20 protein-coding genes are annotated in these 21,469 nt (G+C 28.4%); 2 read left to right on the plus strand and 18 right to left on the minus strand.

Features of this window, described 5'->3' with window-relative positions:
* The first annotated feature begins 67 nt into the window (after positions 1–67).
* Positions 68–649 carry a cell wall hydrolase gene (locus J2Z25_RS07985; RefSeq protein WP_008681127.1) on the plus strand — a complete coding sequence of 194 codons (582 nt, stop codon included), beginning with the start codon at positions 68–70 and terminating at the stop codon, positions 647–649.
* A gap of 158 nt (positions 650–807) precedes the next feature.
* Here the strand turns inward: J2Z25_RS07985 and iadA are convergent, their stop codons facing one another.
* The 10 genes from iadA to J2Z25_RS08035 form a co-directional block, all read right to left on the minus strand.
* A complete protein-coding gene (gene iadA, locus J2Z25_RS07990; protein ID WP_209739637.1) occupies positions 808–1,980 on the minus strand; it encodes a beta-aspartyl-peptidase in 1,173 nt (390 codons plus the stop codon).
* Between the two features lie 17 nt (positions 1,981–1,997).
* On the minus strand, positions 1,998–3,164 hold the full coding sequence (locus tag J2Z25_RS07995; RefSeq protein WP_209739640.1) for a tetratricopeptide repeat protein: 1,167 nt from the start codon (positions 3,162–3,164) through the stop codon (positions 1,998–2,000).
* A 21-nt stretch (positions 3,165–3,185) separates the two neighbouring features.
* Positions 3,186–3,710, minus strand: coding sequence for a chromate transporter (locus J2Z25_RS08000; RefSeq protein WP_008681131.1), 525 nt, complete (start codon positions 3,708–3,710; stop codon positions 3,186–3,188).
* Positions 3,711–4,247, minus strand: a complete 537-nt coding sequence (locus J2Z25_RS08005; RefSeq protein WP_008681132.1) for a chromate transporter — start codon at positions 4,245–4,247, stop codon at positions 3,711–3,713. It lies immediately after the preceding gene.
* 135 nt (positions 4,248–4,382) lie between these two features.
* The gene (ptsP, locus tag J2Z25_RS08010) at positions 4,383–6,002 is read right to left on the minus strand and encodes a phosphoenolpyruvate--protein phosphotransferase (protein WP_209739642.1); all 1,620 of its coding nucleotides are present in this window, start codon (positions 6,000–6,002) and stop codon (positions 4,383–4,385) included.
* 378 nt (positions 6,003–6,380) lie between these two features.
* Positions 6,381–7,415 (minus strand): ribonucleotide-diphosphate reductase subunit beta, encoded by a 1,035-nt coding sequence (locus J2Z25_RS08015; RefSeq protein WP_008681134.1) that lies wholly within the window; start codon positions 7,413–7,415, stop codon positions 6,381–6,383.
* A 38-nt stretch (positions 7,416–7,453) separates the two neighbouring features.
* Positions 7,454–9,685 carry a ribonucleoside-diphosphate reductase subunit alpha gene (locus J2Z25_RS08020; RefSeq protein WP_209739645.1) on the minus strand — a complete coding sequence of 744 codons (2,232 nt, stop codon included), beginning with the start codon at positions 9,683–9,685 and terminating at the stop codon, positions 7,454–7,456.
* A 225-nt stretch (positions 9,686–9,910) separates the two neighbouring features.
* On the minus strand, positions 9,911–10,267 hold the full coding sequence (locus J2Z25_RS08025) for an arsenate reductase family protein (protein WP_209739648.1): 357 nt from the start codon (positions 10,265–10,267) through the stop codon (positions 9,911–9,913).
* A 50-nt stretch (positions 10,268–10,317) separates the two neighbouring features.
* On the minus strand, positions 10,318–12,093 hold the full coding sequence (locus J2Z25_RS08030; protein ID WP_209739649.1) for a HAMP domain-containing sensor histidine kinase: 1,776 nt from the start codon (positions 12,091–12,093) through the stop codon (positions 10,318–10,320).
* Positions 12,077–12,772, minus strand: a complete 696-nt coding sequence (locus tag J2Z25_RS08035; protein ID WP_008681140.1) for a response regulator transcription factor — start codon at positions 12,770–12,772, stop codon at positions 12,077–12,079. The genes J2Z25_RS08030 and J2Z25_RS08035 overlap by 17 nt, the downstream gene beginning before the upstream one ends.
* 182 nt (positions 12,773–12,954) lie before the next feature.
* Between J2Z25_RS08035 and J2Z25_RS08040 the strand changes: the two genes are divergently transcribed.
* Positions 12,955–13,815, plus strand: a complete 861-nt coding sequence (locus J2Z25_RS08040; RefSeq protein ID WP_008681142.1) for a YitT family protein — start codon at positions 12,955–12,957, stop codon at positions 13,813–13,815.
* A 311-nt stretch (positions 13,816–14,126) separates the two neighbouring features.
* On the opposite strand, the gene J2Z25_RS08045 is transcribed toward J2Z25_RS08040, so the two are convergent.
* The 8 genes from J2Z25_RS08045 to J2Z25_RS08080 form a co-directional block, all read right to left on the minus strand.
* Positions 14,127–14,684: a Fe-S-containing hydro-lyase gene (locus tag J2Z25_RS08045; protein ID WP_035286053.1), complete on the minus strand. Its 558-nt coding sequence runs from the start codon at positions 14,682–14,684 to the stop codon at positions 14,127–14,129.
* Positions 14,685–14,726: 42 nt separating this feature from the next.
* Positions 14,727–15,569 (minus strand): fumarate hydratase, encoded by an 843-nt coding sequence (locus J2Z25_RS08050; RefSeq protein WP_209739652.1) that lies wholly within the window; start codon positions 15,567–15,569, stop codon positions 14,727–14,729.
* 605 nt (positions 15,570–16,174) lie between these two features.
* Positions 16,175–16,864 (minus strand): N-acetylmuramoyl-L-alanine amidase CwlD, encoded by a 690-nt coding sequence (cwlD, locus tag J2Z25_RS08055; RefSeq protein ID WP_008681149.1) that lies wholly within the window; start codon positions 16,862–16,864, stop codon positions 16,175–16,177.
* 128 nt (positions 16,865–16,992) lie between these two features.
* Entirely contained in the window at positions 16,993–18,609 is a 1,617-nt protein-coding gene (locus tag J2Z25_RS08060; RefSeq protein ID WP_008681150.1) for a Na/Pi cotransporter family protein, read from the minus strand.
* Positions 18,610–18,799: 190 nt separating this feature from the next.
* Positions 18,800–19,192: a 30S ribosomal protein S9 gene (gene rpsI, locus J2Z25_RS08065; RefSeq protein WP_008681151.1), complete on the minus strand. Its 393-nt coding sequence runs from the start codon at positions 19,190–19,192 to the stop codon at positions 18,800–18,802.
* A gap of 25 nt (positions 19,193–19,217) precedes the next feature.
* A complete protein-coding gene (gene rplM / locus J2Z25_RS08070; RefSeq protein WP_008681152.1) occupies positions 19,218–19,652 on the minus strand; it encodes a 50S ribosomal protein L13 in 435 nt (144 codons plus the stop codon).
* A 243-nt stretch (positions 19,653–19,895) separates the two neighbouring features.
* Positions 19,896–20,630 (minus strand): tRNA pseudouridine(38-40) synthase TruA, encoded by a 735-nt coding sequence (truA, locus tag J2Z25_RS08075; protein ID WP_209739655.1) that lies wholly within the window; start codon positions 20,628–20,630, stop codon positions 19,896–19,898.
* A gap of 27 nt (positions 20,631–20,657) precedes the next feature.
* Complete coding sequence (locus J2Z25_RS08080; protein ID WP_008681154.1) at positions 20,658–21,461, minus strand: energy-coupling factor transporter transmembrane component T family protein; 804 nt, start codon at positions 21,459–21,461, stop codon at positions 20,658–20,660.
* Positions 21,462–21,469 lie beyond the last annotated feature (8 nt).

Here is a 21,469-nt window from a genome sequence, read left to right on the forward strand (position 1 = left end):
TTGTATTAAATTTTTCCTTTTGGAAATAATAATCTTGGATTATATATTATCCAAAAGGAGGTTATTTATGAAATATTTAAGAACAATACCTATTTTGTTTTTAACCTTTTTATTTTCAGCAGAGATACCTGTATTTGCTTATAAGAATGTTAGTTTAGTAGGTAATTCTAGCAATTCAATAAGCACTAATTTAAATGGAGAATTAAATAGTACTATAATAAATATGCCAAAAGAAAACGTAGTTGATGTATTCAATCACAATGACAACATGATATATTTAACAGAAGACGACATAAATTTAATGGCTAAAATCGTTTATGCTGAAAGTAAAGGTGAGCCCTATGAGGGTAAAGTTGCAGTTGCATCGGTTATTTTAAATAGGGTATTAAGTCCAGGATTTCCAAATAGCATTAGTGAAGTTGTATTCCAACCTAACGCATTCTCTTGCGTAGTTGATGGTCAAATATCTGTTACTCCAACTGAAGAGTGCTATAATGCAGTTTATGAAGCAATAAAAGGTAATGATCCTACAAATGAAGCATTATTCTTTTATAATCCTGCTATAGCTACTTGTTCCTGGATGCAAAGTGTTGAAAAAGCTGATAGTAAAGCTATTGGCCAACATTTATTTTTCAAAACTAATTATTAAAAATAAGATAATAGGAATGTCAACAGACATTCCTATCATCTTATAATTTAAAACTTGTATTTTTTATATTAAACTTGTCAGTCATTACCCAATATTAATAAAAAAGAAATTCAGCCAAAGCTGAATTTCCACCTTAATTATCAATTATCAATTATTAATTACTCAAATGTTCCTTTTACAACAGGCTCTCCATTTTGTATCATTATTTTTCCCATAGCTATAACAGTATCTATTTCTAATGAATTTTCATCTACTAATACTAAATCTGCATCTTTCCCATCAGCTATAGTTCCTTTATAAGTAAGCTTCAGTACATTAGATACATTTGAAGTTATAACTTTTAGCGCATCTTCAATTTTTATATTATATTTTTTTATACATTCTTTAACTTCCTCATATAATGTTGCCACAGAGCATATCCCAAGTCCTACTAATTTACCCTCATTATCAAATATAGGCATACTTCCATTTCCATCTGACGAAAATGTTACATTTGATATATCTATTCCATCATCCAATAAAATCTTTAATCCTTCACTTGCACTTAACTCTCCTGGTTCTAGGAAATTCGGATCCGAACTTGTAGTAAGATCTATAAATCCACCTTTCTTTACATACTCTTCTCCAGCCTTAAATAATGCTTCATTCCTATTAATATGTGTTGGAAGTAATTGTGTCGCTGGTATCTCAGTTTCTTCTATTAAAGAAAATAAATAACCTAGATTTCTTGCTCCATCTCCTAAGTGTATATTTACAATTCCCGCTTTTCCTGATAATAATCCTCCAACTCTCGCTTGGGCTACTGTTTGTGTGAATTCAGTATAAGTAGCCTGAGAACTTCTATGATCTGATAAAGCTACTTCCCCAACTCCAATAACCTTATCAATTAACATAAGATCAGACTTAATATTATTAGTTGTAGCCTTTACTGGTATTTCATATGATCCAGTATAACAAAATGTAGTTATTCCTTCTTCTTCCAAGGCCTTTGCTTTTGCTATTAGGCTCTTCATATCTCTACAAATCCCATCTGTTCCTATACAACCTACAACAGTAGTTATTCCAGCTCTAGTTAAATCTGTGAGTTTAATTTCGGGTGTCCTAGTTCTAAATCCACCTTCACCGCCGCCTCCATTAATATGAACATGACAATCAATAAATCCCGGAAATAGTAACTTGCCTTTTCCATCTATAACATTTATGTTAATAAAATCTGTTGGAATTTTTAAATCCTCGTATATTCCTTCAATTTTATTCGATGATATCACTACATCCTTTACTCCTTTATACTCAGGAGAATAAACCTTTATTCCTTTTATTACTGTTATCATCCGCGTCACTCCTATAGTTAGTTATTTAAAATATCTTTTATGTTAGTATTATTATAAATTGAATTTGAATATTTACTTATAAGCTCTTTTGCATAATACTTACTTTTATCCTTATTCAAATCTCTATAAAGTAAAGCTATCTTATAATAAGACTCCTCTATATAGTTCCCATTTTCATAACTAGATATATATTTTTCAAAATTTTTTATTGCCTCGTTATTATCCCCTAATTTCTCATATGTGGAGGCTAATAAAAACATTATATCATCATTTAAATGACTATTTTCTGCATAAATAATAGTACTTTCTAATATAACTTTTGTATCGTTGTATTTTTCTTCATCAAATAAATCAGTTGCTTTTATGTAATTTTCTCTTATCTCATCCTCATTTAATATATGTTCATTTAAATTACTATCTTCTTTTTTATCTATGTCATTGCTACTTTCTTTCGTACTTGTATTAATAGACTCTGAATTAGTATCTAAATTACTTACATCAATGCTTTCACTTGCATCAACTTCTCCACTTTTATTAACTACTTCAAAATTATTTTCTGCATTCTCTTTAAATCCATTTTGTAGTTTATCTTTTATCAATATTCCTGATGTTATAATAATACATATAATACCTGTTATAATTATTGATTTTATAACTACGCTACTATTACTTTTTATGTTTAAAATTTCATCAATTTCTTTTTTTATACTTTTAGCTTCTATATTATATTTATCTACTGAAAATACTTTATCAATACACTTTTGACATTCAACATATTCAGCTTTTCTCATATAGCATATTGCTAAAGCATTATTTACATTTATAGAATTATAATCACTTTCCTTACAAATCATTAAAATTTGTAGCGCTTCATCTATATTTAGATTTCTTATTAATTCTTCCGATTCCTTAAATAACTCTCTTCTATTAAAATCTATTTCTATATCTTTTAAATATGCCTTAGCAATCTCATCATCATTATGATATTTATTTATCTTCCATAGTGAAATAGCCTCTTCAAGCTCTCCTTTTAAATATAATAGCAATCCTTTTAAATTAAGTAAGTTTGAATCTTCTAAGCTTCTTGATATCCCTATCTCACAAATTTCTATGGCCTTGTCTATATATCCATTGTTATATAAATTAAGTGCTTTTTTATATTCCTTTTTATTATTATTTTTCATTTATTATTACCTCATTAAAATTTATAAGTAAAATATCAATCCTAAAATAGCAGATATCACTATAACTAATATAGGATGAACTTTTTTACTTAATAGTACTACTCCTATTATCGAAGTGATTATTATACTCTTTAAATCTAAATAAGATTCTTTTGCTAAATCTAAAAAAGCTTTTATTATTAATGCAATTAACACAGGCCTCATTCCCATTAAAGCACCTTTAACAACTGTAGATTCCTTAAACTTATCTAATGTCTTACTGATTATGGAGACTAATACAAATGAAGTTATTACTACTCCAATAGTAGCCATAATACTTCCCAAGACTCCAGATAATTTATATCCAACAAAAGTTGCTGAATTTATTGCAACTGGTCCAGGAGTCATTTGAGATATACCTATAATATCCATAAATTCATTTATATTAATCCAATTATTATTTTCTACTATTTCTCTTTGAATAAAAGGAAGCATAGCATATCCTCCCCCAAAGCTAAACGAACCTATTTTAAAGAAAGAAAAAAATAACTTTATTAATAATTCCAACTAGCTCACCTTCTTCCTTAAAAATATGACTCCATATATAGCTGATACTATTATTACTATAATTGGATGAATATCAAATAATGTTAATGCTATAAGTGCCACTATAATAGTTACTATAGTTCTTGTACTTTTTTCCAATCCCTTACTTAAGCTTATTGCTCCAACTAATACTAACATTGGAACTGCTGCAGTTATTCCCTTAAAGGCTGCATTAACATAATAATTATTTCTAAATTGCATAAAGAAAGCTGCAATTATGATAATTATTATAAATGATGGTAATATTACTGCTAATAAAGCCATTATTGCTCCTATTAATCCTCCAATTTTATATCCTAGAAATATTGAACAGTTAACTGCTAATGCACCTGGAAGGCTTTGTGATACAACTAATACATCCATAAATTCTTCTTTTTCAAGCCATTTTTTATTATTAACAACTTCCTCTTCTATCAATGGAATCATTGCATAACCTCCACCAAAAGTAAAAGCTCCTATCTTAAAAAACGCAATAAACATTTCTATAATTTTATTCATACCTTCACCACCTTAATTAATTTTATTATATTTTATATTATACATTTACTAATCATGTAAATTGTTAATTAAAACAGATATATTTTTCAAAAATAAAAAGCCGCATTAATAGTATGCGACTTTTCTTTATTTTAATTATTCTTGTTCTAATATTATTTTCTTAGCTGTTAATATTGATGTAGCACTCATTGAGAATTCATCTAAACCATATTCAACTAATGTTGGAATTGCAGCTTCATCTCCTGCCATTTCTCCACACATTCCAACCCATTTACCGTGCTTATGAGCTCCATCTATAGTCATTTTTATTAATCTTAATACAGCTGGGTGCATTGGATTATAAAGGTATGATACTTTTTCACTCATTCTATCAGCAGCTAAAGTGTATTGGATTAAGTCGTTTGTTCCTATTGAGAAGAAATCTACATGCTTAGCTAATTCATCTGCATATACAGCAGCTGCAGGGATTTCAACCATTATACCCCATTGAATTTTTTCTGAGTATTCTATTCCTTCAGCCTTTAATTCAGCTTTACATTCTTCTACAAATTCCTTTGCAGCTTGGAATTCTTCTAAACCTGAAATCATAGGGAACATTACTGCAAGATTTCCATAAACAGAAGCTCTAAGTAAAGCTCTGATTTGAACCTTGAATATATCTTTTCTATCTAAACATAATCTTATAGCTCTATATCCTAAGAATGGATTCATTTCTTGTGGTAATGGTAAGTATGGAAGTGTCTTATCTCCACCGATATCTAGTGTTCTTATAACAACTTGTTTTCCATCCATTACTTCAAGAACTTTTTTATAAGATTCAAATTGTTCTTCTTCTGTTGGAGCTGAATCTCTATCCATATATAAGAACTCAGTTCTGAACAATCCAACACCGTCTCCACCATTTGCAACTACTGCTTCCGCATCTGCTGGTGAACCTATGTTTCCACAAACTTCAACTCTTCTTCCTGATTTAGTAACTGTCTTTACAGTTATTAATTTCTTTAATTCTTCTTGTTCTGCTAAGAATTTTTCTCTCTTAGCTGTATATTCATCTATAACTGATTGTTCAGGGTTTATTATACATATTCCTTCAATACCATCAACTATAACAGTATCTCCATTTTCAACTGATGTAGTTATATCTTTTAAACCTACTATTGCTGGTATTTCTAAAGTTCTAGCCATAATAGCAGAGTGAGAAGTTCTTCCTCCGATATTAGTTAAGAAACCAACAACTTTACTTCTATCTAATTGTGCTGTATCTGATGGAGTTAAATCGTGAGCTACAACTATAGTGTTTGCTTCAGTTATAGCAAATGCATCTCCACCTTTTCCTGCTAAGTTTGAGATTATTCTCTTAGAAACGTCTTTTATGTCAGCAGCTCTTTCTTTCATATACTCATCTTCCATAGAATCAAAAATCATTACAAATGTATTTGTAACATTTTCAACTGCTTTCATTGCATTTATGCTATTTGATTCTATTTCTAATAACATTCCGCCAGTAAATTCTGGATCATCTAATAAAGTTAGGTGAGCTTCGAAAACTTGAGCTTCATGTTCTCCTATTTCTGCTAAAGCTTTATCTCTAATAGCAGTTAATTGAACTTTTGCTTGCTCTAAAGCCTTTTGTAGAACTTCTTTTTCTGCCTCTACATTAGAAACTTTCGCATCTGTTATTACTATTTCTTCGTGTTCTTGTAAAAATACTTTTCCTATTGCATAACCTTTAGACGCAGCTATACCTTTTTTCATTTCCGAGATTCCTCCTTAATAATAGCTATAAATTCAAATTCTATATGAAATTTATAGAAAGTACTAATCTGTTTTATAAATTACAACTACATGTATTATAACATATTTTTCACCTATGTTAATACGAATACACATAATTTTTATTATTTTCTATCATTAATTTCATCTTTTTATTTATTTTATTTACATATTTTCTATATAAGTATAATTATACTAAAAATTTTTACATTTTCTTCAAAATCAATAGTACTTTCACCCTCTATTTGATATATTTATTGCCTTTATTATAGTTAAAAGAATAGTTAAAAAAGGCTGTTTTAAACAGCCTTTTATTATAAAAATACAATTCGACAATTTATTCTCACATTTTATTATTTTCTATAAATCATCTATAAGTGCTCCAGCCTTAGCATAAGCAGTTGATTTTGCCTCAAAGAAATCTGTCTTTACTGAATTAGCATCTGATAATATATCTACCCAAGCTGCTGGATTGTTATCATGCCCTTCATAAATTGCATCTAATCCTATTGCCTTCATTCTTAAGTTCCCTAGATATTTTATATAATCATTGATTAAGTTTTTATTTATTCCTTGAATATTATCACCAATAACATAATTTCCCCAAGAAATTTCATGTTCAACTGCAGTTTTCATCATTTCTTTCAGTTGATTTTTTACCTCATCTGTAAATATTTCAGGTTGCTCTAACTGTAATTCTTTTAATATATTTCTAAACAACCAAAGATGGGTATTTTCATCTCTATTTATATATCTAATTTCTTGTGCTGACCCTGGCATTTTACCATTTCTCTCTAAATTATAGAAGAACATAAAGCCTGAATAAAAATATATTCCTTCTAATATATAGTTTGCCATTATAGTTTTAATAAGATTTTCTTGAGTTGGTGCCTCTAAGAAATTATTATACAATTCTCCTATGAATTTATTTCTTTCTAATAATATTTTATCATCTTTCCATTGATATAATATTTCATTTCTTTTTTCTGGAGAGCATATTGTATCTAACATATAACTATAACTTTGTGAATGAACAGCTTCTTGAAAAGCTTGTATTGTTAAGCATAAATTAACTTCACTAGCTGTAATATAATTATTAATATTAGATAAATTTGCAGTTTGTATTGAGTCTAAGAATATTAAGAAAGAAAGTATTTTATCATAAGCTGTTCTTTCATCATTTGTTAACTTATTATAATCCTTTAAATCCTGAGCAAGATTTATTTCTTCTGGAATCCAGAAATTATTCATCGCTTGCCTATACCAATCTGAAACCCAAGTATATTTCATGTTATTAAAATCATTTAAGTTAGTAGTATTTCCATTTATCATTCTCTTTTTAGATGTTTCAGTATCACCAAACTCATTAAAAAGAGGCTTTTTATTTATAAACATTTATTACCCTCCAAGACCTTATTAGTATTCTTTCGAACTTATGCTGAACAACTTTCACAATCACTTACTGTTAAGGATTTTGAGCGCACATAGTATATGGATTTAACTCCAGCTTTGCAAGCTTCTATATATAAATTCATAATTTGTCTCATAGTATAATTAGTTGTTATATATAAATTAAATGATTGCCCTTGATCTATATGTCTTTGTCTAATACCATTTATTTGCACACACCATTTTTGATCTATATTATATGCAGAGTTATAATACCAATAGTTTTCTTCACTTAAGTTTGGTGCAGTTTTTGGTATTATACTTCCTTTCTTTTCTTCAAGCCAAAATCTAGCCATTACTGGATCTATTCCTTCTGAAGTACCTGCTATAGTTGCTGTTGAACCATTTGGGGCTACAGCCATTAGGTATCCATTTCTCATTCCATGAGTATTTACTTCTTCTCTTAGTTGATTCCATTTTTCAGATTTATATCCTCTAAGTTCAAAGTAATTTCCATTATGCCAATCTGATCCTTCAAAACATGAATATCTTCCCTTTTCTTTTGAAATATTCATACTTGCCTTTATTGCATAATAGTTAATTCTCTCATAAACATCATCTGCAAATTCCTTATGCCTATCTTCTGTCCAATGAATTAAATTATTTGCAAGCATATGGTGATATCCACTTGTTCCAAGTCCTATAGCCCTATATTTTTTATTAGTCACTTCTGCAAATGGTACTGAATAATAGTTTAAATCTATTACATTGTCCATAGCTCTTATTTGAGTTTCTACAACATATCCTAGCTCTTCATCATTTTTAACATCAACATTTCCTAAAACTACTGATGATAAATTACATACTACAAAATCACCTGATTTTGTTTTTTCAATTATTATAGTATCTCCATTTTCATCTTTTACTTCTGATTGTTGTATATTCATTGAGCTCATATTTTGCATAATTTCTGTACAAAGGTTTGATGAGTAAATCATTCCTTTATGCTTATTTGGATTCATCTTATTTACTGTATCTCTATAAAAAGCAAATGGAGTTCCAGTTTCGGCAGCACTCTTTATTATTAATCTAACAATTTCTTTTACCGACATAACTCTTTTACTTATACTGTCATCTTCAACACATTCGTAATATTTCTTTTCCCACTCTTCTCCATAGAAATCTTCTAATGAATATCCCTTTGCTAATCTAATTTCATGGGGACACATCATATACCAGTTTGCATCTATATCTGTTTCTGCAAGTTTCCAAAATAAATCTGGATAGCAAAGTCCTGGAAAGACATCATGTGCTTTCTTTCTATCATCACCATTATTAGTTTTTAATTGTAAGAATTCTGGTAGATCCTTATGCCATGCATCTAACCATATGGCAACTGATCCATTTCTAACTCCTAGTTGATCTACTGCTATAGCTGTATCATTAAATAATTTTACCCATGGTATTACTCCACCTGAAGCTCCCTTAAATCCTCTTATAGGTGATTCTAAAGCTCTAACTTTACCAATATATATTCCCATTCCGCCACCAAACTTTGAAACCTCTGCAAAGTTATCAAGTGACTTATATATCCCCTTTAAACTATCTTGTACTGTATCTATAAAGCATGAGCTTAATTGATAAAATGGTTTTCTAGCATTAGACATTGTTGGTGTCGCCATAGTTGCCTTAAGAGAACTTAATACATCGTAAAATCTCTTTGCCCATAATACTCTTACTTCCTTTTTTTCTGGAATAGCTAAATGCATTGCTATCCCCATAAACATTTGTTGCGGAAGCTCTAATGTACTTCTATCAAAATCTTGAATCAAATATCTTTTTGCTAAAAGATTTATTCCACTATACGTAAATAGGAAATCTCTTTCTGGTTTAATTTCATTTTCTAGCTCTAATATCTCTTCTCTTGTATAATTTTCTAATATGTATTTCCCATAAAGTCCTTTTTCAGTTAATTTATTTATAAATCCATATAAATCTCCATATATATTTTCGTCATTAGTAATCTCTCTATTTTTTCTTATCTTATCGTAAAGTTTAAATACATACAGTCTTGCCGCTGCATTTTGCCATCTTGGCTCCATATCTGATGTAAGCTCTAAAGCTACTTGTATTATCGAATCTCTTATTTCCTCATCTTTCATATTAGGTCTAACTATATGATTTAACGCTTCTAAAAGCCTTTCTTCTGTATAAATCCTTTGACCATTATCTATTCCATCTAAAGCTAACCTACAAATATTAAATAAATGTGTCATACTCTTCCCCTTCCACTACATATAGTATGTAATATTCTTTCCGTTTCCATGAATATACAATATATAGTCCATTATAATTTCTATTTTTTCCTTTGTAAAATTTAATAATCTAATGCTAAACAAGAAAAAATGGAGATATTCATTTAATATCTCCTTTTTTCACCTTTAATAATAGTTTTCACAAATAATTTTTATTTTTTAAAATTAAAAGTTAAATAATACTAATTATTTTAACTTCTCAATCCAATCAGCTTCCTTAAATCCAACTAAAACAGTATTATCCTTTATTACTATTGGTCTCTTTACTAGCATTCCATTAGATGCTAATATATCTAAAAGTTCATCTTCTGGTAATACCTTAACTTTATCTTTTAATTGCATTTCTCTATATAATACACCTGATGTATTGAAGAATTTATTAATTGGTAACCCACTTTTAGCTATCCAATCTTTTAGTTCTTCTTTTGTTGGATTTTCATCTGCTATATGTCTATCTATAAATTCTACATTATTTTCTGTTAAAAACTTCTTTGCTTTTCTACATGTAGTACACTTTGGATATTCAACAAATAAAACTGACATATTATCACTCCTATATTTAATTATTATTATTTAATTATTATTATAACATATTATTTCTTAGGTATGATTAAATAAATTTTAAACATATCTCCTTCTACTTCTATTTTTATACTTCCATTATGAAGCTCTATTATACTTTTTGTTATGGCAAGTCCCATGCCAGAACCTTCTACAGATGAATTTCTTGATTTATCAGCTCTTGCAAATCTCTCAAATATATCTTGAGTATTAAAATCCATTTCATAATTAGATATATTTTTAAAAGATACTTCTACTAAGTTTTCTTTAGAATTTATATCTATATATACTCTAGTATTATTAAGTGAATATTTTAATGCATTTACTATTATATTTTCAAATACCCTGGACATTAATTTACCATCTAAATCAACAAATATTTCATCTTCATTTGTATTTACCTTAAATTCCATATTTTTTTCTTCATATAAATTTGAATATTCTCCAACACCTTGATATACTAAAGAAACTATATCTATTTCATGTTTCTCTATAGTCATTTTACCGCTGTTTAGTTTTGATACCTCAAACAAGTCTTCTATAAGAGTCTTTAACCTTTTTGAACTTCTATCTAATATAGTCAAATAATCTTTTCTTTCTTCTTCTGTTATATTAGTATCATTTAATATATTTACATAGTTTATTATTGATGTTAATGGTGTTTTTAAGTCATGAGAAACATTGGAAATTAATTCTGTCTTTAACTTTTCATTTTTTACTTTCTCATTTAAAGCTATTTTATAACCTTCTCTTATTTGATTTATATTTTCTACTAACTCTTTAACTTCTCTTTCACCAATATCACTTATTTTATATTCTAATTCGCCTGAATTAATTTTCTTCAATCCATCATTAATAACTGAAATATCAAGACTTTTCTTCAATGAATATAAAACACATACTAATGGAATTAACACTAAAATTAAAGTTCCTTTAAATGGATATCTAGTCAAAAATGTTATCAAAACATTTTGGTTTCTTATTCCTGCAATTAAATATAAATACACTAATATTACTGCTATTGCTCCACCAAAAGAAACCATAATTTTATTACGTGTATTTTTGTATTTGTAACCATATCTTAAAACGTATATAAGTCTCTTTAAAACTTTAATTTCTAAATGTATATTTTTACTATTAATCACAGAATTTATTATTATCTTTAGTAAAAGTACTATAGCTAGGATCGTTAACACTATCATTACTTTTGCTGTTATAGTATCTGTTTTTATAAGGTATGTATATACACTAGGATCTCTATAATATATCTCTATATATTTATCTACATTTTGTTTACTTATCTTATCTGTAGTACTTGTAACATAATAATTATATTTATCTTTATTGTCTATTCTAACAGATGGATAGCCAAATTCCTTCAAATACGCATTTATATTATCTTCAAGCAAAGCTACAGTATTATCATACTTTTCTACAGATTCACGTAATTTTACATCATTTGTCGTAAAATTTCCTGTTTCTTTATTTATTAATACATAAAATAAATCACCATAAAAATAATTATTCTCTGATAGACGCTCATTTTCGTATTCTATTGACCTAATATCCTCCAGATTATTAGTATTTGAATATATATATTTTGATACATCTTTACTTTCATAATATATCATCGATTCTATGTATTTATCCTTATTGAATAATGCATCAAATGTTCCTGCTCCTAAATCTGAAAAAGTATTATTAAAAGATTGATAATATCCTATAGTTAATGAAATTAATAATATACATACGGTTAAAATTTCTATTCCCCATACACCAGTTATATACCTTTTAATCTTCTCTTTCAATTTTATATCCAACTCCCCACACTACCTTTATATATTCAGGATCTTTTGTATTAATTTCTATCTTTTCTCTTATCCTTCTAATATGAACAGTTACAGTATTTTCACTTCTATAAAATGGTTCTTCCCATACTTTTTCATATATTTCTTTTATAGAGAAAACTCTTCCTAAGTTTGAAGCTAGAAGTTGAAGTATTTTAAATTCTGTTGCCGTAACTTTTACATCTTCTCCTCTTAAAAAAATTGTTTTTTCCTTATTATTTATTATCAAATCCCTTACCTCTATTATATCTGGACTCTCTCCTTCTAATTCCAAGGGCTTTTGATATCTTCTTAACTGAGACTTTACTCTAGCAACAAGTTCTAAATGATTAAATGGTTTAGCTATATAATCATCAGCCCCTACATTTAAACCTAATATCTTATCACTATCTTCTCCTTTTGCTGATAACATTATAATAGGCAAATTCCTTTTTTCTCTAATCTTTAGACATGTTTTTATTCCATCCATTCTTGGCATCATTATATCCAAAACTATTAGATGTATTTTTTCTTTATCTAATAGCTCCAAAGCCTCTACGCCATCTTTAGCTTTAAAGACTTTCATGCCTTCTCCTCTTAGATATATATCAATAGCATCTCTAATTTCCTTTTCATCGTCAACTACTAAAACATTAAACATATTTTCACCCCTCTATCTTATCCTATAATTATAATATCTTATATTATGAAATTTTACTAATTGTAAAAATTACATTTTTATTAAAATAATCAAATATATATATAAGTTATTATTAACATTCGATAGTATTTAATATATAATTTTAGTGTATATTTCTAACAGATAATTTTAAGGAGTTTGATATGTTACATAAGTTTACAATCAACAAGCACATGATTTTAGATTTCTTTTTTATTTTTGTTGGGTGTGTAATAGCATCTCTAGGAGTTAATTTATTCTTAGTTAATGCTCAATTACTTAGTGGTGGAGCTACTGGTATAGCACTTATTTTACAATATTTAGCTGAAGTACCTTCTGGTATAACTGTATTTATAATTAATATTCCTTTATTTTTTGTAAGTTATAAAATGTTAAATAAGCGATTTACTCTATATTCTGCAGTTGGAATGATATCATTATCAATTTCCCTTATAATCACTAAGCCTTTATCTAACTTAGTGAAAGTAGATGACATATTACTTTATTGTATTTACGGCGGAGTTTTATGTGGTCTAGGATATGGTCTAGTTTTTTCAAGAAATGGTTCAACTGGAGGTACCGATATTATAACAATGGTACTTAGAAAGAAGTATTCTAACTTTGAAATAGGTAAGCTTAGCTTCGGTATTAACTGTATAATAGTTTTTATAGGTGCATTAATTTTTGGGCTTCCTAAAGCTCTATATACCTTAATATCTATGTTTGTTCAAGGAACTATAGTAGATAAAGTTATTAATGGATTTAATAGTAAGAAATTATTATTAATATTAACTGAAAAAGAACAGGAAATAATAGAGTATGTCATTAAAGATATGAATAGAGGAGTTACTTCATTAATTGCTGAAGGTGAATATACTCATGAACTAAAAAAAATGCTTTATATAGCTGTAACCTCCTCTCAAATTGTACATTTAAAGAGTAAAATATTAAGAATAGATCCTAAAGCATTTATTACAATAATAGATGTTTCTGAAGTTAATGGAAAGGGATTTCATAAAATTTAATATTAATTATTTTTAAAATATAAAATAGTTTTACCCCCATATCTTAGATTTTTATTATCTCTAATATGGGGGGCATTTTTATAACTATATTCTACGGCAATCAATTTAGCTATATCTGAAATAAATTCATAAATGTAGTAATTATATTTGCTAATTATATTTTAAATATTGATTTCTTTATAATCCTAAAAGTCTTTTTCAAAATATAGATAAACTTTCTGAAACAGATCTTAAATAGTATATAAATCTTTATAAAAATTACTTCTAAGAGTATAACTTTTTATTCACCTTTTTATTCACCTTTTTATTAACTATTTCATTGACTTTAAATAAGCCTCTTGTCCCACTTTATATAAGTTATTACCATTTACATCTATTATAACTATTAAAGGCATGTCTATTACCTTCATCTTTCTAATGGCTTCTGCGCCTAAGTCTTCATATGCAATTATTTCTGATGAAACTATACTTTTAGAGATTAATGCAGCAGCACCTCCAATGGCTCCTAAATATACAGCTTTATTTTTTACTATTGAATCCACAACCTCTTGGTTTCTAGCACCTTTTCCTATCATTGCTTTTAGTCCTAACTCTAGTAATCTAGGTGAGTACGCATCCATTCTATAGCTTGTAGTTGGTCCAGCTGATCCTATAACTTGTCCTTTTTTTGCTGGACTTGGCCCTACATAATATATAGCTTCACCTTTAATATTTATTGGTAAATCATGTCCTGAATCTAATAGATCAATTAATCTCTTATGTGCTGCATCTCTAGCTGAATATATAGTACCTGTTAGTAATATTGTATCCCCTGCCTTTAGATCTTTTATTTTTTCATATGTTAAAGGAGTACTTATCTTTCTTTCCACAGTTTCTTTTCTTATTTCTTTATTTTCCACAATTTTATCCCCTTATAAAATTATTTCTTTATGCCTAGTAGCATGGCAACTTATATTTACAGCAACAGGCAGTCCTGCTATATGTGTTGGATAGGTTTCAATATTAATCCCTAATGCTGTTGTCTTTCCACCAAACCCTTGTGGCCCTATTCCAAGTTTATTTATTTCTCTTAATAATTCTTCTTCTAAATCACTATAAAATTTATTATTATTCCTATTGTTTATAGGTCTTAATAAAGCTTTTTTAGCTAAATATGCTGCTTTATCAAATGTTCCTCCGATACCTACCCCTACAATCATAGGTGGGCATGGATTAGGTCCTGCTTCCCTTACAACCTTTATTATAAAATCCTTAACTCCTTGCAATCCATCTGAAGGTTTAAGCATCTTTATTTGACTCATATTTTCTGAACCAAATCCTTTAGGCGCAACAGTTATTTTTACTTTATCTCCAGGAACTATATCATAATATATTATTGCTGGAGTATTATCCTTCGTATTGATTCTATTTATAGGATCCTTAACTACCGACTTTCTTAAATATCCTTCTTCATAACCTCTTCTAACACCTTCATTTATAGCCTCTTCAAGATTTCCTCCCGTAATATGAACATCTTGTCCAATCTCCATAAAAACACATGTTATTCCTGTATCTTGGCACATTGGCATTTCTTCATTTCTTGCTACTTCAGAATTTATCATTATCTTGTCCAATATATCATTAGCTAAATCCCAAGTTTCCTCTTTTTTAGCATTGCTTAAAGCCTCATATACATCATTGGATAAATTATAATTTGAATCTATGCATAATTTCTTGATAGCATCTGTAATTTCTTCAACACATATAGTTCTCATAAATATCCTCCTATTTCTTAACTTAACAAATCATTAGTTCAATCTTAAATTATTATAAATAAAGTCTTATATATTTTATAGATATATTACTAATGTCTCCATCGTTTCTCGAAGTTTAAAATTATTTTATATATAATTATTTATTTTAATATAAAGCTTTTCATAAATATTTTATCATATTTTTATACCAAAAATATTATATTTTAATAAATATGTCTAAGGAGAGTATGTGATGAATCTAAACTTAAGTAAAATTGCTAACTTTATAGTTTACTTTCTTATTGCTATATTAGTATTTTTTATAATCCATATCCTAGCTACTTCTATTAATTTTGAATTTAAAGAATTACCTAAAAATAGCCTTAAGGTAAATAACTCTATTTTACTTAAATAATCTGTTAAACATTTATTTTGCTACTAATTCAAATTATATAGGTTATTAGTCAAAGTATATATCCTAATTAGGTTCTTTTTAAAATGTATTATTTACAAAATAAAACAAGATATATTATCTTTCGTATAATATATCCTGTTTTTTAAATTTAATATATAGTTGAAATATCTTCGACAATATATTTTGATATATTTCCTCGGAAATCTCCTTATTAATTTGATGTCTTATTTATTTCTTCAAAATACTTTTCTATTCCCAATGATATTCCTTCAACTATTGAATTTTGATGTTCTTCTGTTTGTAATCTTTGTTCCTCTTCAGGATTAGATAAAAATCCGCATTCTACCAATACAGATGCCCCTTCATATTTGTCTCTTAATATTAAATAAGAATCCCCAGCTGGTTTTGATACTCTTTTATTATTATCCTTAACCACTTCTTTAAGTGATCCTTGTATATCGTCAGCAAGCTTTTTACTTATATCATTAGATGCATGCCAAACTTGAGCTCCAAAGCATTTAGCTTGTGGAAACATATTTTGATGAATAGATACAAAGATATCACATTTTGTCTCAGCCTTTAAATCTCTTCTTTTTTTAAGATCTTCTCTTTTCTTTTCTTTTATTGTAGATCCTTTTTCCTCTAAACCTTGATCTCCTTCTCTTGTTAAATAAACCTTATAACCCTTCTGCTCTAAGGCATCCTTAAGCTTTAAGCTTATTTGAAGATTTATATCCTTTTCTATTACACCTGACTTTGATTTTGCCCCACCATCAAATCCACCATGCCCAGGATCAATTAATATTATCTTTTGATTTGCCTCCTCTGCAAAAACTTCAATAGGTGTAAAACATAAAAGTGATATAGTTATACATAAAATTATTGATTGTAATTTTTTCATTTCTTTACCTCCATAATATTTATAAAAATAATTATAAATTTATTATGTCCATATTATTAATTTTTCTTGCTAATAAAAAAATCCCCAGTATTAGGATTTAATATCCTATACTAGAGATTTTTATGTTTTTAACTATTTTCTATAACACTTTCTGCTATATTTGTTGAATGATCCCCTATTCTTTCCAAGTTGCTTAATAAATCTAAGTATATAGCTCCAGCATATGCATTACAAGTTCCATCGTAAAGTCTCTTTATATGAAGTTCTCTATATTTCTTTTGTAGTCTATCAATTTCTGATTCTATGTACTCTATACTTTTAGCTTTTTCTATATCTTTTTTCGCATAACTATCTATAGCTACTTGTAAAGCCTCAGTAGTTTTATTATACATATTATTTATTTGTTCCATCGCTTGACTACTATATTCAAGTTTTTTAGAAATTTTTTGAGATGTTAAATCTGCTATATTTTCAGCATGATCCCCTATTCTTTCTATATCATTTATAACATGAAATGTTGCTGCTACTATACTTAACTCTTTATCTGATAAATCACATTTAGAAAGCTTAACTAAGTAATTTGTAATAGCTTCATTTAATGTATTTATAACGCCTTCATTCTCATAAACTTTTTTAATTAGCTTTTCATCATTTTTTTCAAAAGCTTCTAAAGCTAAAGCCAAGCCCTTTTTAGCCTTATTAGCCATTCTTAATGTTTCTTTTGCAACCTGTCCAGCTGCTATAACTGGAGTCTCTAATAATCTATCGTCTATGTACTTTGGTCCTGGTTTATCTTCTTCATCATCTCCTGGAATAATCCTATTAACAAGCTTAATTAATAATCCAGTTAAAGGTAACATTATTGCAGTATTTACAATATTGAATACTGTATGAGCATTAGCAATTTGTCTACTAACATCTCCTGGACTTATAGTTGACACTACATTTCCTAAAATACCACTAACTAATACTGGTATAAATATTAGAGTCCCACCTAAATTGAATATCAAGTGTAACATTGCTGCTTTATGTGCAGTTTTATTTGTACCAACAGATGCTATCATTGCAGTAATACATGTTCCTATATTACATCCAAATACTATTGGAAGTGCATCATGTATATTGATTGCTCCTGCTGTTGCTAAAGCTACTAGAATTCCTGTAGTTGCTGATGAACTTTGTAGAACAGCTGTTATAACTGCACCAGCTATTATTCCTAAATACCATTTGGAGCCTACTGTTGATAAAATATCATTAAATATAGGTGAAGCAGTTAAAGGCTTCATAGCAGCACTCATTTGTCCCATCCCAACAAATAGAATACCAAAACCTAATATTATGTTACCTATGTCTTTTCTCTTCTTACCCTTAGCAAACATAACCATAAATGCTCCTAAGAAAACAAATAATGGAGCAATTTGATCTAATTTAAACGCAACTAATTGAGCAGTAATAGTAGTACCTATATTGGCACCCATTATAATTCCTGCTGCTTGAGCTAAATTCATTAAACCTGCATTTACAAATCCCACTACCATTACAGTAGTAGCACTACTACTCTGTATTATAGCAGTAACTATTGCCCCTACTATAACAGCAATAATTGGATTTCTAGTTACCTTTTCCAGAATTGACTTTAATCCGTCACCTGCGGCATTCTCAAGGCCATCTCCCATTATCTTCATACCGTAAATAAATAGACCTAATCCGCCAAGTAACTGTATAATTACCTTTAATGATTCCAATAGCTATTCCCCTTTTCAACATTATTTTTACATTTTTAGTTTACAATACTTTTTAACATTTGTTAAGTAATTAAATATATTTTTAACCTAAATTTAATATAGAAATATATAGACTTTCTTGTAATAAGCTTATTTATAAAAAATAAATCCCACAACCATAAGGTTTGTGGGATTTGTGAAGTTCCATATATTATCTCTTTGAGAATTGTGGAGCTCTTCTTGCTTTTTTAAGACCGTATTTCTTTCTTTCCTTCATTCTTGGATCTCTAGTTACGAAACCTGCCTTCTTTAATTCTGGCTTTAAGTTTTCGTCAGCTTTTACTAAAGCTCTAGTTATTCCGTGTCTGATAGCTCCAGCTTGACCTGTGAATCCACCACCGTGAACGTTAACTAAAACGTCAAATCTGTCCTTAGTTCCAGTTAAAACTAATGGTTGGTTAACTATCATTCTTAAAGTTTCTAAACCGAAATAGTTTTCTATTTCTCTATTATTTATAACTACTTTACCACTTCCTGGTACAAGTCTAACTCTTGCGATTGATTTTTTTCTTCTTCCAGTACCCATGTATTGAACTTTTGCCATTTTTATTCCTCCTCCCGAGCATGTATTAGTACTTTAATTCAAGTACTTCTGGTTTTTGAGCATCATGTCCGTGCTCAGTACCTCTATATACTTTTAGCTTCTTAAGCATTTTTCTTCCTAAAACACCTGTTGGAAGCATTCTTCTTACAGCTTCTTCGAAAGCGAATTCAGGTTTCTTTGCTAATACTTCTCTATATGGAGTTTCTTTTAATCCACCTGGATATAAACTGTGCTTTCTCATTAATTTTTGATCTAACTTCTTACCAGTTAAAACAACCTTTTCTGCATTGATTACGATAACGAAATCTCCACAGTCAACATTTGGTGTAAATGTTGGTTTATTTTTTCCTCTTAAAATTGATGCAACTTGGCTAGCAACTCTTCCTAGTGGCTTTCCAGCAGCGTCAACAACATACCATTTTCTTTCAACTTCTTGTGCCTTAGCAATGTATGATTTCATGTTTTTCCCTCCCTGAACTTACATTTGTGCTTTACTTATTAAGTACTGCTTTTATGTCAAGACCCGGGGCTAGTGGATCTTATATACATAAATTATTCTAACAAACATACATTATTATAATACACGCTTACGGGCGTGTCAACTATTTTAATTAATTATTTTAATTAATTATTTTAATTAATTATTTTAATTAATTATTTTAATTAATTATTTTAATTAATTATTTTAATTAATCATCACATTTTAATAATAAACCTTTTCCAATACTAAACCAGCTGCCGGAACACATATTCCTGCTTTTTTTCTATCTTTACTCTCTATTATATTTTTCACTTCTCTTGAATCAATTTTATTAGATCCAACCATTATTAATGTTCCAACTATTATTCTTACCATATTATATAAAAAACCATCACCAGTAACATAAATTTTTATTATGTCATCTTTTATATCTATATACAAATCTGATATTGTTCTTACAGTTGTCTTTACCGAACTTCCACTACTCTTAAATGCTATAAAATCTTTAGTTCCTATAAAGTATTTACAAGCTTCCTTCATATCTTCTACATCTAATTTACGCTTTACATGATACATATAATCTTTTCCTATTGCGGACTTAACATCTCTATTCAATATCGAGTAAGAGTAGGTTTTCCCTTTTGCACTGTATCTTGAATGAAAATCTTCTTCTACTTCCTCAGATTTTAAAATCACTATATCATTAGGTAATCTATAATTAATAGCTTCTCTAAATTTTTCTGATGGTATTTTACTATTAGTTTTAAAATTTGCTACAAATCCCCTTGCATGAACACCAGCATCTGTTCTTGAGCTTCCGATAACTTCAGACTCTTCATTAGTTAAGAGTCTAATAGCCTCTTCTAATGTCTCCTGAATTGTTGCTCCTATCTTTTGCTTTTGCCATCCCAAATAATTTGTTCCATCATATTCTAAAGTTAGTTTAATATTTCTCATGTTTTGAATCACCTTTGCTTATATTATTTACATAGCAAATCTAACTAATAAACTTCCTATAAATAAAATAGAAAATACAGCAAATGCAATAGTATCTCTATTTGTAAATTTTAATTGCTTCATTCTTGTTCTTCCATTTCCGCCTCTATATGCTCTAGCTTCCATTGCCATAGCAAGTTCATCCGCTCTTCTAAATGAGCTTATAAATAGTGGTACCAATAATGGAATCAAGCTTTTTGCCTTTTGAATTATTCCACCTGTTTCAAAATCTGCACCTCTTGCCTTTTGTGCCATCATTATTTTATCTGTTTCATCCATTAGTGTTGGAATAAACCTTAAAGCTATTGTCATCATCATCGCAAGTTCATGCGCTATTTCCTTACCAATTGGTCTTAATAAGCTTTCTATACCATCTGTCAGCTCAATTGGTGATGTTGTTAATGTTAATACTGATGTACCCATTATTAAAAAAATAAGTCTTAATGCCATAAATGCAGCTGTTCTTAATCCTTCTTCATATACTTTCACAAAGCCTAGCTCAAATATCATTGTATCTGCTGTTCCCTTAATCATAAAAATATTTAAAACTGCAGTAAATATTATAAGAAAAAATACAGGCTTTAATCCCTTATATAAATACCTAGGTTGTAATTTAGCAATATATACTGTTAATGCTAAAATTCCAATTATTAATATATATCCGATAAATTTATCTACGACAAATAAGGATATTATAAATAATATTGATAATAATATCTTTGTTCTAGGATCTAACTTATGAACAAAAGTTTCACCCGGTATGTATTGACCTATAGTTATATCTTTTATCATTTTTGCTC

It is taken from the genome of Clostridium tertium (assembly GCF_017873245.1).
Lineage (GTDB): Bacteria > Bacillota > Clostridia > Clostridiales > Clostridiaceae > Clostridium > Clostridium tertium.

Bases quoted from the DNA above. Each gene is read 5' to 3' on its own strand.
- J2Z25_RS07985 (WP_008681127.1), top strand. From the start codon at position 68: ATGAAATATTTAAGAACAATACCTATTTTGTTTTTAACCTTTTTATTT.
- iadA (WP_209739637.1), bottom strand. From the start codon at position 1,980: ATGATAACAGTAATAAAAGGAATAAAGGTTTATTCTCCTGAGTATAAA.
- J2Z25_RS07995 (WP_209739640.1), bottom strand. From the start codon at position 3,164: ATGAAAAATAATAATAAAAAGGAATATAAAAAAGCACTTAATTTATAT.
- J2Z25_RS08005 (WP_008681132.1), bottom strand. From the start codon at position 4,247: ATGAATAAAATTATAGAAATGTTTATTGCGTTTTTTAAGATAGGAGCT.
- ptsP (WP_209739642.1), bottom strand. From the start codon at position 6,002: ATGAAAAAAGGTATAGCTGCGTCTAAAGGTTATGCAATAGGAAAAGTA.
- J2Z25_RS08015 (WP_008681134.1), bottom strand. From the start codon at position 7,415: ATGTTTATAAATAAAAAGCCTCTTTTTAATGAGTTTGGTGATACTGAA.
- J2Z25_RS08020 (WP_209739645.1), bottom strand. From the start codon at position 9,685: ATGACACATTTATTTAATATTTGTAGGTTAGCTTTAGATGGAATAGAT.
- J2Z25_RS08025 (WP_209739648.1), bottom strand. From the start codon at position 10,267: ATGTCAGTTTTATTTGTTGAATATCCAAAGTGTACTACATGTAGAAAA.
- J2Z25_RS08035 (WP_008681140.1), bottom strand. From the start codon at position 12,772: ATGTTTAATGTTTTAGTAGTTGACGATGAAAAGGAAATTAGAGATGCT.
- J2Z25_RS08040 (WP_008681142.1), top strand. From the start codon at position 12,955: ATGTTACATAAGTTTACAATCAACAAGCACATGATTTTAGATTTCTTT.
- J2Z25_RS08050 (WP_209739652.1), bottom strand. From the start codon at position 15,569: ATGAGAACTATATGTGTTGAAGAAATTACAGATGCTATCAAGAAATTA.
- cwlD (WP_008681149.1), bottom strand. From the start codon at position 16,864: ATGAAAAAATTACAATCAATAATTTTATGTATAACTATATCACTTTTA.
- rpsI (WP_008681151.1), bottom strand. From the start codon at position 19,192: ATGGCAAAAGTTCAATACATGGGTACTGGAAGAAGAAAAAAATCAATC.
- rplM (WP_008681152.1), bottom strand. From the start codon at position 19,652: ATGAAATCATACATTGCTAAGGCACAAGAAGTTGAAAGAAAATGGTAT.
- truA (WP_209739655.1), bottom strand. From the start codon at position 20,630: ATGAGAAATATTAAACTAACTTTAGAATATGATGGAACAAATTATTTG.
- J2Z25_RS08080 (WP_008681154.1), bottom strand. From the start codon at position 21,461: ATGATAAAAGATATAACTATAGGTCAATACATACCGGGTGAAACTTTT.